The sequence below is a fragment of the Saccharospirillum sp. genome (genome assembly GCF_040881935.1).
In the GTDB taxonomy this organism is placed as follows: domain Bacteria; phylum Pseudomonadota; class Gammaproteobacteria; order Pseudomonadales; family Natronospirillaceae; genus Saccharospirillum.
Map to the genome: position 1 here is coordinate 44,285 of NZ_JBBECH010000038.1, position 14,586 is coordinate 58,870.

General features: G+C 55.9%; 14 protein-coding genes and 1 riboswitch. Of the genes, 7 read left to right on the top strand and 7 right to left on the bottom strand.

The features are described from left to right. Positions 1–554 precede the first annotated feature (554 nt). Positions 555–2,606 carry a sigma-54-dependent Fis family transcriptional regulator gene (locus WEB54_RS05945; RefSeq protein ID WP_368054157.1) on the top strand — a complete coding sequence of 684 codons (2,052 nt, stop codon included), beginning with the start codon at positions 555–557 and terminating at the stop codon, positions 2,604–2,606. A 27-nt stretch (positions 2,607–2,633) separates the two neighbouring features. Here the strand turns inward: WEB54_RS05945 and glpK are convergent, their stop codons facing one another. Beyond that, on the bottom strand, positions 2,634–4,118 hold the full coding sequence (glpK, locus tag WEB54_RS05950; RefSeq protein WP_368054159.1) for a glycerol kinase GlpK: 1,485 nt from the start codon (positions 4,116–4,118) through the stop codon (positions 2,634–2,636). A 441-nt stretch (positions 4,119–4,559) separates the two neighbouring features. Between glpK and WEB54_RS05955 the strand changes: the two genes are divergently transcribed. The 6 genes from WEB54_RS05955 (at position 4,560) to WEB54_RS05980 (ending at position 11,019) form a co-directional block, all read left to right on the top strand. After that, positions 4,560–5,393, top strand: coding sequence for a hypothetical protein (locus WEB54_RS05955; RefSeq protein ID WP_368054161.1), 834 nt, complete (start codon positions 4,560–4,562; stop codon positions 5,391–5,393). A 14-nt stretch (positions 5,394–5,407) separates the two neighbouring features. Further along, positions 5,408–6,727, top strand: a complete 1,320-nt coding sequence (locus WEB54_RS05960; protein ID WP_368054163.1) for an OmpA family protein — start codon at positions 5,408–5,410, stop codon at positions 6,725–6,727. Positions 6,728–7,131: 404 nt separating this feature from the next. After that, positions 7,132–8,673: an ATP-binding protein gene (locus WEB54_RS05965; RefSeq protein WP_368054165.1), complete on the top strand. Its 1,542-nt coding sequence runs from the start codon at positions 7,132–7,134 to the stop codon at positions 8,671–8,673. 50 nt (positions 8,674–8,723) lie between these two features. Then, positions 8,724–9,212, top strand: a complete 489-nt coding sequence (locus WEB54_RS05970; protein ID WP_368054167.1) for a hypothetical protein — start codon at positions 8,724–8,726, stop codon at positions 9,210–9,212. After that, complete coding sequence (locus WEB54_RS05975) at positions 9,100–10,281, top strand: tetratricopeptide repeat protein (protein ID WP_368054169.1); 1,182 nt, start codon at positions 9,100–9,102, stop codon at positions 10,279–10,281. Before WEB54_RS05970 ends, WEB54_RS05975 begins: the two co-directional genes overlap by 113 nt. Before the next feature lie 3 nt (positions 10,282–10,284). Then, positions 10,285–11,019: a response regulator transcription factor gene (locus WEB54_RS05980; protein ID WP_368054171.1), complete on the top strand. Its 735-nt coding sequence runs from the start codon at positions 10,285–10,287 to the stop codon at positions 11,017–11,019. 102 nt (positions 11,020–11,121) lie between these two features. Here the strand turns inward: WEB54_RS05980 and moaE are convergent, their stop codons facing one another. The 6 genes from moaE to moaA form a co-directional block, all read right to left on the bottom strand. Beyond that, positions 11,122–11,601, bottom strand: a complete 480-nt coding sequence (gene moaE, locus WEB54_RS05985; RefSeq protein ID WP_368054173.1) for a molybdopterin synthase catalytic subunit MoaE — start codon at positions 11,599–11,601, stop codon at positions 11,122–11,124. 3 nt (positions 11,602–11,604) lie between these two features. Then, positions 11,605–11,859, bottom strand: a complete 255-nt coding sequence (locus WEB54_RS05990; protein ID WP_368054175.1) for a MoaD/ThiS family protein — start codon at positions 11,857–11,859, stop codon at positions 11,605–11,607. Beyond that, positions 11,856–12,344 (bottom strand): cyclic pyranopterin monophosphate synthase MoaC, encoded by a 489-nt coding sequence (moaC, locus tag WEB54_RS05995; protein ID WP_368054177.1) that lies wholly within the window; start codon positions 12,342–12,344, stop codon positions 11,856–11,858. The genes WEB54_RS05990 and moaC overlap by 4 nt, the downstream gene beginning before the upstream one ends. Then, entirely contained in the window at positions 12,341–12,877 is a 537-nt protein-coding gene (moaB, locus tag WEB54_RS06000; RefSeq protein ID WP_368054179.1) for a molybdenum cofactor biosynthesis protein B, read from the bottom strand. Before moaB ends, moaC begins: the two co-directional genes overlap by 4 nt. Next, positions 12,870–13,466 carry a molybdenum cofactor guanylyltransferase gene (locus WEB54_RS06005; protein WP_368054181.1) on the bottom strand — a complete coding sequence of 199 codons (597 nt, stop codon included), beginning with the start codon at positions 13,464–13,466 and terminating at the stop codon, positions 12,870–12,872. Before WEB54_RS06005 ends, moaB begins: the two co-directional genes overlap by 8 nt. A 15-nt stretch (positions 13,467–13,481) precedes the next feature. After that, on the bottom strand, positions 13,482–14,450 hold the full coding sequence (gene moaA, locus WEB54_RS06010; RefSeq protein WP_368054183.1) for a GTP 3',8-cyclase MoaA: 969 nt from the start codon (positions 14,448–14,450) through the stop codon (positions 13,482–13,484). After that, positions 14,439–14,585: riboswitch (molybdenum cofactor riboswitch) on the bottom strand. (Overlaps the previous gene by 12 nt.) Position 14,586 lies beyond the last annotated feature (1 nt).

Sequence of the window (14,586 nt, forward strand, 5' to 3'; positions counted from 1 at the left end):
GTTATTGTTTGGTCTTGCAAACCCCCCTCAAAGGTTGAGTGGGGTGGATAGCCAGATCGGCCTTTTATTTTTATGTCAGTTTAAAACCGCTTGTACTTGCCGGAACCCGTTCACTGCGTTTTTTGGCTTGTCGCAAACAGATCGGGTCCCGGTCTTTGTGTCATAGGTATTACAAGACCCGTGCCAATAAAAACGAAAAATATCGAATATTTTTCGAATTCCTTATTTCATGAGGCCTAACGCCACTTTCTGGCGGAGAAGTGAAGATTATCGGTACGTCCCAGCCACTGCCCATGACTGTTCAAAACTGTTCAAAGTGTTCAGGCGGGTGTGTAATATGAACACTTTCATGAACACATAGGTAATGGGGAATCAATGGGCAGGACACCTTGAGGATCGCTACTGACAGGCTATCATGAAGAAAATTGACCGCTCTGCGGATTAAACGTCCAGCGCTGAACAGTGCTTGACAGTTGACTTGCTGGTGAACCAATGCAGAATGCAGGTGATGGCTTGTCGCTCCTCACTGGTGAACAGTGGTACCGGAGCCATAAATGGACAAAAACGAACATTCTGGGCCGCCTTTACAACAACAAAACGCGCAGCCAGATCCTGATTTCACAGGACATGAGAGTCTCGATACGAACACTAAAGACCACAAAGATGTAATTCAGGAGTCGTGGTATCGGTGTGAACAATACGGTCTGGAGCACGGTAGTCAGCCGAATTTCGCCACCTTACCAAAAGGGGAACTCAAAGACCGGGTTGAGCAGCATCACAGTTTGCTGGAGACCACGGAAAAAGAGGTTCTACCTTACTACGAAAACATCCTGAGCAACTCATCGTGCATGATTGTCCTCGCCGACCGGCAAGGGCATGTCCTCAATACCTGGGGGCAATCGCGTTTCGGACCCTCTTCCGAACACGGGCTTGTGGGTGGCAATCAATGGACGGAAGTTGGTGTGGGCACCAACGCCATTGGCACCGCGCTGATCACCGGCCACGCGATTCAGGTGGGCCGTGACGAGCACTACCTGCGCGCCAACCGCTTTATGGTGGGCTCAGCCTCACCGATCTACGACACCAAAAACGACCTGGTTGGGGTGCTGGATATTTCATCCGATGCCTATCTGCCGCAGGACCATACCCTGGGCATGGTCAAACTGATGTCGCTGAGTGTGGAAAACCGCCTGATCTATTCGGCTTTTCAGAAAGACCATTTCATACTCACCTTTAATACCAACGTTGTCAGCCTCGACAGTCATTGGTCCGGTATTCTGGTTCTGGATGAAAATGGCATCATTGTGTCGGCCAACCGCCGGGCTGAGGTGGTGCTGGCTCAGGATCTTGCCCTGTTGAATGTTAATCAGGTATTCGATTGCTCCATGCGCGAGATCAAACACCACCCGCCCAATGCACCAATGAAGCTGCGTGCTATGGGCCGGTTCAAGATCTATGTGAAAGTCATTCCACCCCTGGCACCGGTCATGCGAGTACCCGATTTCCGCAATCGGGCGGATTATACGCCACCCGTGGCGGCCCCTGTTGCGGAGGGTGTAGAAGCCATCGCGCCCTTCGATCTCAGCCCCTATACGGAACCTGGCGCAGCTCCTGAACCGGCATCCGAAGCATATAACCACCCAGTGGCAGCCGAGAAGACTGACGCTCGTCGCACAAGCCCGCTGCCAGCCAACGTCATTCCGCTGGCCGAGCTGGAGCACGGTGACGTAAGAGTGCGGCGCACGGTGCGCCAGGCGCACAAAATCATGGAAAAAGACATTCCGATTCTGATTCACGGTGAAACCGGCGCCGGCAAGGAAATTCTGGTACGCAGCCTGCATTATCACAGCCGTCGCGCCAGCGAGATGCTGGTCGCGGTGAACTGCGCGGCTATTCCCTCGGAGCTGGTCGAATCGGAACTGTTTGGCTATGAACGCGGTGCCTTTACCGGAGCCCAGAACAAGGGCTCCATTGGCCTGATCCGCCGCGCGCACCGGGGCACTCTCTTTCTGGATGAGATTGGGGAGATGCCGCTGACCGTACAGTCCCGGCTGTTGCGGGTATTGCAGGAACGCATGGTCATGCCTCTGGGTTCTACCGAGGTGTTTCCGGTGGACATCAAGCTGATCTCAGCCACCAACCGGATTCTGAAAGACGAAGTGACCGCAGGGCGGTTCAGGGAAGATTTGTACTATCGGATTTCCGGCCTGAACATCGAACTGCCCTCGCTGCGCGATCGTGCCGACAAGGCCGAACTGATCCGCTACGTTTACGAGCGGTTGCGTCTGGAGGAACCAGCTCAGCCATTAACGGACCGCTTGCTTGAGATGCTGGTCAGACACCCCTGGCCTGGCAACATGCGCCAGCTGGTGCATGTCTTGAAAGTCGGTATGGCCATGGCTGACGGCGATGAACTGGAAGACTGGCATCTGCCCGACGACTTCTTCGATGAACTCGACAGCCCGCACCAGGTGGGTAATACGCCAGAGGTGGAACCCCTTGAACGGCTGATACCCCGCTTGCTGAAAGAGCACCATGGCAATGTTTCAAAAACGGCAAAAGCGGCCGGGGTCAGCCGCAATACCGTTTATAAATACCGAGCCTGAAACCTATATCCCGGCGAGACGGCCACCTCAGTCGATCAGGGCTGAACGAACCGCTCGCTGCCAGCCAGCCACCAATCGCTTACGCTGATTCGACGTCATATCGGTATCGAAGGTACGGTCTGCCTGCCACAAGTCCGACAACTCCCGGGTCGATTTATAGACCCCGGTCTGCAGCCCGGCCAACATGGCCGCCCCAAGCGCCGTGGTTTCCGTAATGACGGGTCGGGTCACCTTGGAATCAGTCACATTGGACAAAAACTGCATGGCCCAGTTATTCGCGGCCATACCACCGTCAATGCGCAGCTCTACTTCATCAATCGACCCGTCGTCGAGCATAGCGCCGAGCAGATCGGCCGTCTGATACCCCACCGACTGCAAGCCCGCCGTCACAATGTGCTCGATGCCGGTATCCCGCGTCATACCCACCAGAACTGCACGGGCGTTGGGGTCCCAGTGCGGGGCACCCAATCCGGTGAAGGCCGGCACCAGATAAACATGCTGATCCGGCCCTACCTTTTCCGCCATCGCTTCACTGTCGGCGGCATGCTTGATGAAGCCCATCTTGTCGCGCAGCCATTGCATGGTCGCACCGGCCATAAAGATCGAGCCTTCCAGCGCGTAGGTCACCTTGCCATCCAACCGATAGCCAACCGTGGTCAACAGACGGTGTTTCGAGTTAACGGGCTGGGAGCCGGTGTTCATCACCATGAAGCAACCGGTACCGTAGGTACTCTTGGTCATGCCCCGGTCGAAACAGCATTGGCCAAACAAAGCGGCCTGCTGATCCCCTGCCACGCCAGCAATGGGCAATTCGACGCCCACTACATCCGGATCGGTCATACCGAAATCGGCCGCTGAATCCAGCACGGTCGGCATCATTGAACCGGGAATGCGGAACAGATCCAGCAGGGCTGAATCCCATTGCTGGGTGTGAATATTGAACAACAGGGTTCGGGAGGCGTTGGTCGCATCGGTCACATGCCGCTTACCACCGGTCATTTTCCAGATCAGGTAGGTATCGACGGTACCAAACAGCAATTCACCGGCTTCAGCCTGGGCTCGGGCGCCTTTGACATGGTCGAGAATCCAGGCCACTTTCGAGGCCGAAAAATACGGATCCAGCAACAGACCGGTCTTTTCATGCACCCAACCTTCGGTTTTACGATCTCTAAGCTCTTCACAGTATCGGGCCGTACGGCGGTCCTGCCAGACGATGGCGTTGTACAGTGGCTCACCAGTCTTACGGTTCCACACCAGCGTGGTCTCCCGCTGGTTGGTAATACCCAATGCCCGAATAGTACCCTCATGCTCAGCCGCCTTGCCCACAACATCCTTCAACGTATCCAACGTTGACTGCCAGATGTCTGCCGGATTATGTTCAACCCAACCGTCATCCGGAAAATGCTGTTCAAATTCCTGCTGCTCACTGGCCAGGGGCTCGCCCTGCCGGCTGAAGAGTATGGTACGGGTACTGGTCGTGCCCTGATCAATGGCTAGAAGTAAATCTGTCATAGGAACCCCGGTTGCAATAACGCCGCTATTTTCTTTTTTGTTCGATATTCAAGTTTATCCGCGCAGAAACGAACTTTAAAGTGTTTTTTCCTGTACTTTCTCTTTAATTATAAGTGTTGATAAACCAAGTGCAGGCTGCCGGGTAGGCTTATCCGGGGTAGTCCGCAGCATGGATGCTGCGGTCTAGGCCCCATGGACGGGTTTACGCCGACCCCGGATAAGCCTACCCGGTAGCCTGCACGTGCTCATGACAGCTAAGCAGAATCAACCACTGTATTAAGTAACCGAACCCGTCACCCATCGAAGCAGATTCCCGAAACAGTGTGGTAACAGGCCACCAAAAACTCAAACCGAATGTCAGGCAGAAAGTCGGTAGGACAAGGTTAAGAACAGTGTGCTAAGGTACTTTCCGTTCGTCTGATGTCGCATCTAGGAGTGTTCATGAGCAACCCCAAACATACCCTTTTCTGGATGACGGTCTATCTGCTGATCGTCGCTACCGTCTGTGCTCTGATTTATGAACCTCTCAAATCGGCTTTTATGGCCAACTGGGTCTTCAACACCCTGATTCTGGCCGTATTACTGATCGGCATTGGCCTGACTTATCGTCAGGTACTGATCTTGCGCCCTGAATTGCAGTGGATTGCTCTGTTTCGTACTGGCCGCAGTGGCCTGTCCGTCAAACAGGAACCACGTCTGTTGAAGCCCCTGGCACGCCAGTTGGGGGATGACTTCAAACGCGACCGCTTTACTCTGTCGGCCATGTCGCTGCGCACCGTGCTCGATGGCATTCGGTCTCGACTCGATGAATCCCGGGAGATCTCCCGGTATATGATCAGCCTGCTGGTATTTCTGGGTCTGTTGGGTACCTTCTGGGGTCTACTAGGTACCATTGAAGCGGTCGGGCGGGTGATTATTAACCTGGACATCGGCAATCAGGACTTTGAACAGGTCTTTGGCGAATTACAGGCTGGCCTGCTGCGGCCACTGGAAGGCATGGGTACCGCGTTCAGCTCATCCTTGCTGGGTCTCGGCGGCTCGCTGGTGCTGGGTTTTCTGGATATTCAGGCCGGCCATGCCCAAAACCGCTTTTACGACAGCCTGGAAGAATGGCTGACCGGCCTGACCAACCTGATTGATGCTCGCGATCTGACCGACGAACCCGGCCTGCCACGGACGCAAAAAGCCCGTGACGAACTGGCCGAAGAACTCCTGATACTCGAAGAAGAAAATCGCCAGCTGAAAGAAAAGCTGGGTTTTTCTGACGACGACTGAACGGAGCCCCGCTGATGTTAGGCAGTCGCAGACGCGCTCAATCTACCGTTAATGTCTGGCCCGGCTACGTCGACGCCCTGTCGGCTTTGCTGTTGCTGGTCATCTTTATGTTGCTGATCTTTACCCTGGCGCAGGTGTTTCTGGCGGAAACGGTGTCTGACCGGGATGCCGAGCTCAACAGGCTTAATGCACGCCTCGCTGAAATCAGCAACGCTTTGCTCCTTCAGGAAGAAAGCAATGAGGCTCTGAATGAACGGCTGGTGTCGTTGCGCGCCCAATATAACCAGAGCTTGCAGCGGCAGGCGGGCCTTGAAGATCAGGTTACCGCGCTTGAGGAAACCATTGAAACCGACCGGGAAACGATCGAAGTCCAGCTAAGGGAAAAGGCTGCGCTGCAGCAGGATATTGTAACTCTGCGCCAGTTGCGCGCTGAACTGGAACAGGAAATCGCCGGTTTGGTCACACGCCTTAACCAAAGTGAGACGTCGGTCGATCAACTTGAAACCGAACTGGCCGCGCGGGAAGAGCTGGTAGGCTCACTGCGTGATCGTAGTCAGGCGCTGGAAGCTCGCCTCGCGACAGAAGAAGAGCGCACTCTGCTCGCCCAGCGTGATATTGAAGAGCAAGAACTGCGCATTGAAGACCTGGTCGCCATCGCCAGTGAAAGTGAAGAAGCACTGGAGGAAGAGAAACGCCTCTCTGCCCGGGCACAGGCGGAAATCGACCGCCTGAGCCAGCAGATCGATGCGCTGCAAGCCCAACTCAACCAGATCAGCACGGCGCTGGCCCTTGAGCAGGAACTGACCGCTGAACAGGAGGTTCTATTGGCTGATCTGGGCGAGCGGCTGAACTCGGCGTTGGCGCAACGCGTCAATGAACTGGAACAGTATCGTTCCGATTTCTTTGGCCGGCTGCGTCAGGCACTGGCTAACAACCCCAATATTCGAATTGAAGGCGACCGTTTTCTGCTGCCTTCTGAACTGTTCTTTGAATCCGCCTCAGCGACTCTGGGTGTAGCGGGTCGGGGAGAGCTGGACAAGCTGGCGAACATCTTCGAGGAGATTGCCGCGGAGATTCCAGAGGATATCAACTGGATACTGCGCATTGATGGCCACACCGACCAGCGACCCATCAACACCGAACGCTTCCCGTCTAACTGGGAGTTATCTACCGCAAGGGCGGTGTCAGTTGTGCGCTACCTGGCCCAACGGGGCATCGAAGAAGACCGCATGGCGGCCGCTGGTTTTGGTGAACATCATCCGGTCGACCCGGCCTTTACCCAAGAGGCCTTTCAAAATAACCGGCGCATCGAGATCAAGCTGACTAATCGTTAAGCACTGACCGGCGTTATCGGTACCAAAAAAAGCCAGACATCGTCTGGCCAAGGTACTACACGGGTATTGGTACTACATGGTTATTGGTACTACACGGTCATCATTCAGCAACAATCAAACGTTATCTTCGTCGTCCCATACATCCCCATCGTCTTCCAGTTCCAGCCTGATGCTGCGCACGGCATTCCAGGCTTTTTCAGTCATTGGTGCCTTGTCATTTAGTTGTTTCACCTTTTGCCTGCCTGGCATTCTCGTTGATGAGATGCGCGACAGACTACCAGAACCTGACGACAACGGTACGCGCCTGGTTTGTATGGCATGTTTCAATAATGTTCCAGAATTGTTGGCCAACGTTCTCAGCCCGCCTCCGGCCAGCTATAGTGATACAACAGAGGGGGCATTTGATGTTTTCAATATTCGCTAGAATTTACAGTACCTGGATTGGCATCCTGCTGATCGCCAGCCTGGCCCTGTTTGTTGCGGTCACACTGGCCAACGACTACCGTTTCAAGCGCATGTCCGATCCGCTGCTGGACTCAGCGGCGCAATTTGTACAGCAGGGATATCAGCGCCAGGACACCGAGGAACGTCGCCAGTCGTGGCTGGAACTGGTATCAACACTGACCGGTTCCAGCTGGCAGAGCGTGCCCGGCACTCTAGAAGCACCGGAATACAACGAAGTCGACTGGATCAACGAGACTGTGCAACTAAAACACCCGCTCAGTGACCAACAAGCGCTAAGCGTTACCATCAGTGACTGGGAGCACCTGGCTACCGGGCTCGGCTTACTGGTAACCAACGAACTGTCCCTGGTACCCGTGCCGGATCGGGAACAACGGCTGGCAGAGCTCAATGCCAAATTCAATGTAGAGGTTCAGCGCCTGGGCTGGCGGAATGCAGATCTGGGTTTCGTGCTGGAACGTGAGCTGGAAAATGGCCAGGTAGTGCTCAATCGGGACAACGCTTTGAAGCAGTTTTTTGTCTACGTGCCCGCGGGTTCCGAGCAAGCACTCAGGCTGGGCCCGTTTAAGGAGTTCGTTTGGCTGACACCCAACATGACAGTGATCTTACTGTTGGGCTTTCTGTGCGTGACGGCGCTCGCACTCTGGCTGGTTTTGCGACCTTTACAATACCGGCTAACCCGAATGACCAGGGCAATTGATGCCATTGCCGAAACCGTAGAAGCCCCTGACCTGCCGGAGAAAAAGACAGACGCCCTTAATGGAATGTGGCATCACATTCAGTCGATGGCCCAGCGTCTGATCCAGATGGCCGAGCAAAGCCAGCAACTTAACCAGGCGGTGTCCCACGATCTGAAAACACCGCTGGCCAGAATGCAATTCGCTTTGGCCATGCTGGACCCCGATGCCCCACTGACCAAACAACTTCAGGAAGATGTGCGCGAATTGGAGCAATTAATTGACGAGTTGCTGTTGTATCATCAGTTAAGCCAACGGAAACCGGGAACTGGTCGTGAGCACGATACCCCTTATTGCTTTGTCAGCGATGAGCTGACTGCATTGGTCAACAGAATGAATCAGGAAAACGGAAACATCGAGTTGGTACTGGACCCAATAAACCGGGCCAGCATCGCTGCGCATCACTGGCGGCGGCTGTGCCGCAACCTGATCAGCAACGCTCTCCATTATGGCCATGGACAGACACGGGTCACGCTTACCGCCCACGCTCCCAACCTGGTGCTGACGGTTGAAGACAATGGTTCTGGATTCCTGGGTCTGAGCCTTATTCACGCCATCAAACCATTTGTACGGGGTGACAAGGCACGAAACCTGAGTCACAAAGGCCACGGTATGGGCCTGGCGCTGGTCGCCACTCTGGTCGAGCATTATCAGGGAGAATTGTCGGTGGGGCGCAGCGCACTGGGTGGGGCTAGGGTGACCGTTGCATTGCCCGCCCTGCCTGATCAACTGCCAATGACGTCATGAGGCGATTGAGGACCCGCCGCAACAGGCTACTGGCACCCGTGGTGCTCCTATTGTGGCCTGGAATCAGCCTGGTCCCGGCAGATGAATGGGGCAACTGGGATGATCTGCCAGATAATCTGCTAGAATCTCAAAATGATATCGAGTCTCTGGAAGAGTTATCAGGGCGCCTTGATCAATTGATTGCCGACCGTGCGGACACCGCTGGAACCAGCCAGGAACGGCTGCTGCAACGCTGGTTGAACCAGCTTGCCCCTGAAGACCGCAAAAACCTGTCTCTCGACACGCTGCTATCCCTTCCTAAAGACTGGACCGATGACCAGTTTGAAACCTGGTATGAATCTCTGGGCAATGGCCCGGGTAATGGTGGCCCGGGTAACGGAATCGGCAATGGCCCGGGTAATAGTGGCCCGGGCAACGGAATCGGTAATGGCCCGGGTAATGGTGGCCCGGGCAACGGAATCGGTAATGGCCCGGGTAATGGTGGCCCGGGTAATGGAATGGGTAATGACGACGATGATGATGACGAGGACGACGACTAAACATCTCTCGCTGCGTCAGCGCCTGCAAAAGGCGCTCTGGTTACTGGTCTTACTGCCGATGCCTGTCATTGCAGAAACCAACTGGTCGGATGAATTGGCCGCCATTCAACAGTTACAGGCTGAAGGAAATGTCGTACAAGCTGTCATCGATCTTGAGGCACTGCACAGCCAGAACCCGACGGCATCTCGTCTTAAGTTGGAACTGGCGGCGTTGTATTTGCAACTCAACGAGCCAGAAACCGCCGAACGGTACCTAACCGATGTGCTGGCAGATCCCGACTTGCCGGTGCGAGTACGCATCAACACTCAGGTGTTGCTGATACAAGCACAGGAAGCCCAGACAGTCAGTGACTACCAACTCTACAGCCATCTGCAGATCAGCACAGGCCAGACAGAGCAATTAGACAGCGGCTATGGTCAGGTTAGCGGTCAGATCCAGTTGTTGTTTCCCAAATCGATCTTCTACTCCACCCGTCAATCGTTCACTTTACGACCCCTGGCGCAAGTGACGGCCCTGTCACGACATTACCCGGACCGAAACGACAACCCCTGGCTTGGTCGACTGGAAGGCGGGCTTTGGGCACACAACGCCAATTCCCTTGTGCAACTTTCCCTGGGGTTCCAGCGGAACGACACTTTGAGCGGCTGGTTGGCCAATGCTGCCTACGCCACCAACGTCAGGGATGTCCAATTACGGCTAACGCATGAACAGTTCTGGCATGACCAGGGAGCGCACAGCGACAGCCTCGCGGGCGTTTCAAAAGCACTTGGTACGCGCAGCCGGGTGAGTATCTTCTGGGAAAGGCAACACCGCACGCTCGATACCGCCACCAGAACCGATCACGAGGCAGGCATCGGCCTTAACACCAACCTGAACGACTGGGGGACCGAGTTCAACCTGGTGCAAGCGCTGACTCGCGACGAACTAGCATTGGAGAACCGACTTATTTGGCAGGTCTTACCCGATTGGCGCGTGCGCCTGCATGCAGACCTGACCAACCTCGCGGCCAGCAATCCTCTGAACTACGCTTTATCGATCAGCCTGAGATGGACGCCAATAGGAACCTGATCCATGATCTTCACCGCCGATTTCTCCCACGAGCCAGACTCAACCCAGGCTGGCTACGGCCGCCTTGTGCTGGTCGAGGACGATATCGCATTGAGCCAGCTCACCTGCCAATACCTGACCCGAGAGGGTTTTGAGGTGTTGACCGTCGCTGATGGTCTTCAGGCACCCAACCGCATCAAAGCCTGGGCACCGGATCTGGTGATTCTGGATATCATGTTGCCCGGTCAGGATGGTTTTGACATCTGTCGTCAGATTCAGCGGTTCTACCAGGGTCCGATCCTGTTCCTGACGGCACGCGGTGAATCACTGGACGAAATTCTCGGGCTGGAACTGGGCGCCGATGACTACCTGACCAAACCGGTCGAACCCCGGGTATTGCTGGCCAGAATCAAAGCACATCTACGGCGCAGCTGTCGCAACAGAACCTGGCCTGGTAGCATCGATAGCACTGTGTTCGACTGGCTCAAAGTGGATAAACGCAACCTCAAAGTCACCTGCCAGGGCCGGGATATCGAGCTAACCCAGCCGGAATTTAATCTGTTGTGCCTATTGTACGATCAACCGGGGATCATCCACAGCCGGGATGAGATCATGAAATCACTGCGTGGCATTGAGTACGACGGTGTATCACGCACGGTGGACATATTGGTGTCCGGCATTCGCCAGAAGCTTGGGCTCGAAAATGCCATCAGGACCGTCCGGGGCAAGGGGTATCTGCTGGTTGAGTCACCCTACTAAACCCCTGCATTTGTCAGCACAGCGCCATTTTCATACACTGATCGGTTGATCGATACCTGTCTGACGGAACACAAGCCAGGTTGAATACTGGAAAGCGGTCGCTCAGGTCCAGCGTTTGGCCAGGGTTTCATCGCTCTGGCGGGCATCAAGCCAGCGCGAAGTACCATCCGGTCCCGTTTCCTTTTTCCAGAACGGTGCCTCGGTTTTCAGGCAATCCATCAGAAAGGACGCGCCATCGAACGCAGCCTGACGATGCGGGCTACTGACACCAACGAACACAATCTGGTCAGCCGGGTGCAAATCACCCACTCGGTGAATGATACGAATCCGGTTCAGTGGCCAGCGTTCAGTAGCCTGGTCAGCCAGCCGGGTAAGAACCGCTTCGGTCATGCCCGGGTAATGCTCCAGGTGCAGACGCTGCACGGCATCGCCATCGTTGAGATCCCGGACCCGACCAACAAAGCACACCACCGCGCCGTCATCGGTGTTGCTCGCACAAAGGGCGTCGTATTCCGCTTGCAGGGTAAAGTCCTCTGGTCCGACTCGTATCTCGATCGCCCTTTCCGTTGTTGTAGCTGTCACGATTCAGCCTCCCGTTACCGGCGGGAAAAGGGCCACTTCATCGCCCGGTTTCAGCGGCTGATTGGTCTGCGTCATGGTCTGGTTCACAGCGGTCAACAAGCGTCCGCTCAGCATCGGCTGCCAGTGTGGGTGAGCCTCACCCAACCAGTGCTTGAGGGCATCGAGATCAGGCGCCTCCTCAACCGGCACTTCCAGGCCAGCAACCCCCAATTCTTCTCTCAGACGGGCGAAAAACTTCACATGAACCAGATGACTCATTGCTCACTCCCGCGGGCAGACCAGTGGCCCGTCTTACCGCCCTGCTTTTCAAGCACCCGCAACCCGTCAATGCGCATGCCCGGATCGACCGCCTTGACCATATCAAACAACGTTAAGGCCGTTACCGAGGCAGCCGTCAGCGCTTCCATCTCGACTCCGGTTTTACCTTCAAGCTTGCACCATGTCTCTATCCGCACGCGTCCCTGGTCACGCTCAAGGGTCAGGTCGACACCGATCTTACTGAGCATCAGCGGGTGACACAGCGGAATCAACTGCGATGTCAGCTTGGCGCCCTGAATACCGGCGACCCGGGCAACACCAAAGATATCACCCTTGTGATGCCCGCCCTGCTCGATCAGGCTCAGGGCGGCCTCGTTCATGAAGACGTAGGCTTCTGCTCTGGCTTCGCGCTGAGTGACAGCCTTTCCGGACACATCCACCATATTGGCTTCGCCCCGGTCGTTTAAATGACTGAACTCACTCATGCGGACCCCGGTTTTAACTGGCCTACAAAGTTGCAGGGCTTGTGGGTTGAATCGAGCTGCTCCCGAATAATGCCTTCCCAGCCGGTACGACAGGCACCGGTCGAACCCGGCAGGCACATCACCAGGGTGCCATTGGCGAGCCCAGCCAAAGCCCGGCTTTGCACCGTTGAGGTACCGATTTCCTGGTAAGACAACTGCCGAAACAGTTCGCCAAAGCCGTCAATGTGTTTATCCAGCAGTGGTGTGACCGCTTCGGGGGTGGAATCGCGGCCGGTAAAGCCAGTGCCTCCGGTCATCAGCACGACCTGGGCATCGGCAGAGGCGATCCAGCGCGACAAATGTGCCCGTATCTGATAAACCTCGTCTTTTTCGATCATTGTTTCGATCACCCGATGCCCAGCCGCTGCGGCTGCCTCGGCCAGATATTGGCCAGAGGTATCATTGTGAGGCCCGCGGGTATCGGAAATGGTTAACACCACAATATTGAGCGCCTGTGGCGTTTGTGCCGATTCAGTGGGTGTAGAGTTACTCACCGGTGTCTCCTGTCGGTGTGTCTGAAAAACTTGACGAAACCTCAGACACTGCCTGAAATTCAGCCCAGTCCTCAGGCGTGTTGAGATTGAGGCGATCCTGCTCAGCGAGAGGCTCCGCCAACCACCGCCCGTTAAAATGGGCCATCAGGGCGCGCAATGAACGCGGGCCGTCAGGCTGGTTTAGCCAATCGGCCAGCGTCTCCCTGACGGTGGCTATCGCCGGTACCGCCAGGGGCAGCGGTGCATTCTGGTAGGCTACCGGCACCGACTCAGCCTCCATGCAGTGCGCCAGCCGACACAAGCGATCCAGCGGCAACGCAGGCATATCCACCGGCACCACCAGCCAGAACGCGGGTTCCGGGTGCTGCGTAAGGGCGCTGTACAGCCCCGCCAGCGGGCCCCGAAAATCAGGCCAGACGTCAACAATACCGCCTGGCCCACTGTGCCAGACGTCGAGGTCGAGCGATGCCAGGCGCTGACGCTGCCAATCCAGCAAGGTGGTATCAGCCATCGGTAAACGGGCCTTGTCGGTCCCCATGCGCAGACTGCGACCACCGGCTAGTATCAGTACCGCCCCTTGTTTAACCATCGCTGTACATCGACGTCAGCCTCCAATAATGCTCAGATTCTGGGTGCCACCGGTTTGACCCTCGTGCAGCAGGTGGCTCGGTGCCTTGTGCTTCAGCAGCGCTGATAACTGCGCTTGCAGCTCAGGCACGGCCACGTCCGGTTGCATCCAGGGGCGAACATCCAGGCCACCGTCCGAGAACAGACAGAGGTGCAGCTTGCCGGTAGATGAAATACGCAGGCGATTGCAACTGGAACAGAAATCCCGGCTATACGGCATGATCAGGCCTATGCGGCCCTGGTATTCAGGGTGCCAGAACTCCTCTGCAGGCCCGGCATCCCGCCGGCGCTTCACCGCCTGCCAGCCTTCAGCCAGCAATTGCTGCTTCACTGTTTGCCCACTGATGTGGTGTTCGCGAAAAAAAGCCGGGTGGTCACCGGTTTCCATCACTTCAATAAAGCGCAAGGTGACCGGTGTGGTCTTGAGCCAGGTTAAAAAAGTCGCTAACTGGCCCTTTAGACCGCGCATCAACACCGCGTTGACCTTGACGGACAGACCCAGATCAATCGCGGCATCAAGCCCACGAAGTATCTCAGGCAGGCGATCGTGTCCGGTGATGGTTTTAAATTCAGCGGCATCCAGGCTGTCAATTGACACATTCAGTTGATTCAACCCGGCCTGTCGCCACTGCCCGATTCGCTCGGCCAGCTTATAACCATTGGTGGTCAGCGCGACCGTCCGGATTCCCGGCGTTTGGGCGGCAGCATCAATAATCTCGGGCAAATCACGGCGCAAACCCGGCTCGCCACCGGTAATGCGAACTTTTTCGGTGCCCAGGCCCGCAAAGGCGGCCAGCGTTTGGCGAATTTCGGGCAAGGTGAGAAAGGACTGATCAGGCTTACCCTGATAGCCATCTGGCAGGCAATAGGTGCAACGAAAGTTGCACACATCGGTCACCGACAGCCGCAGGTAATAAAACCGGCGGCCCATCGCGTCTTCTAACATAGTTCACCTTTCCAAGTCGGGAGGCTGACGCGTTTCCGCGGCAACCCTGTTGTTCGTCACTCACGGTGTCGAACAAGGCCCTGGCGTCATATCACAGCAGACGTAGACCACCAGGGCTCGGTGGTTTGAATTTTAG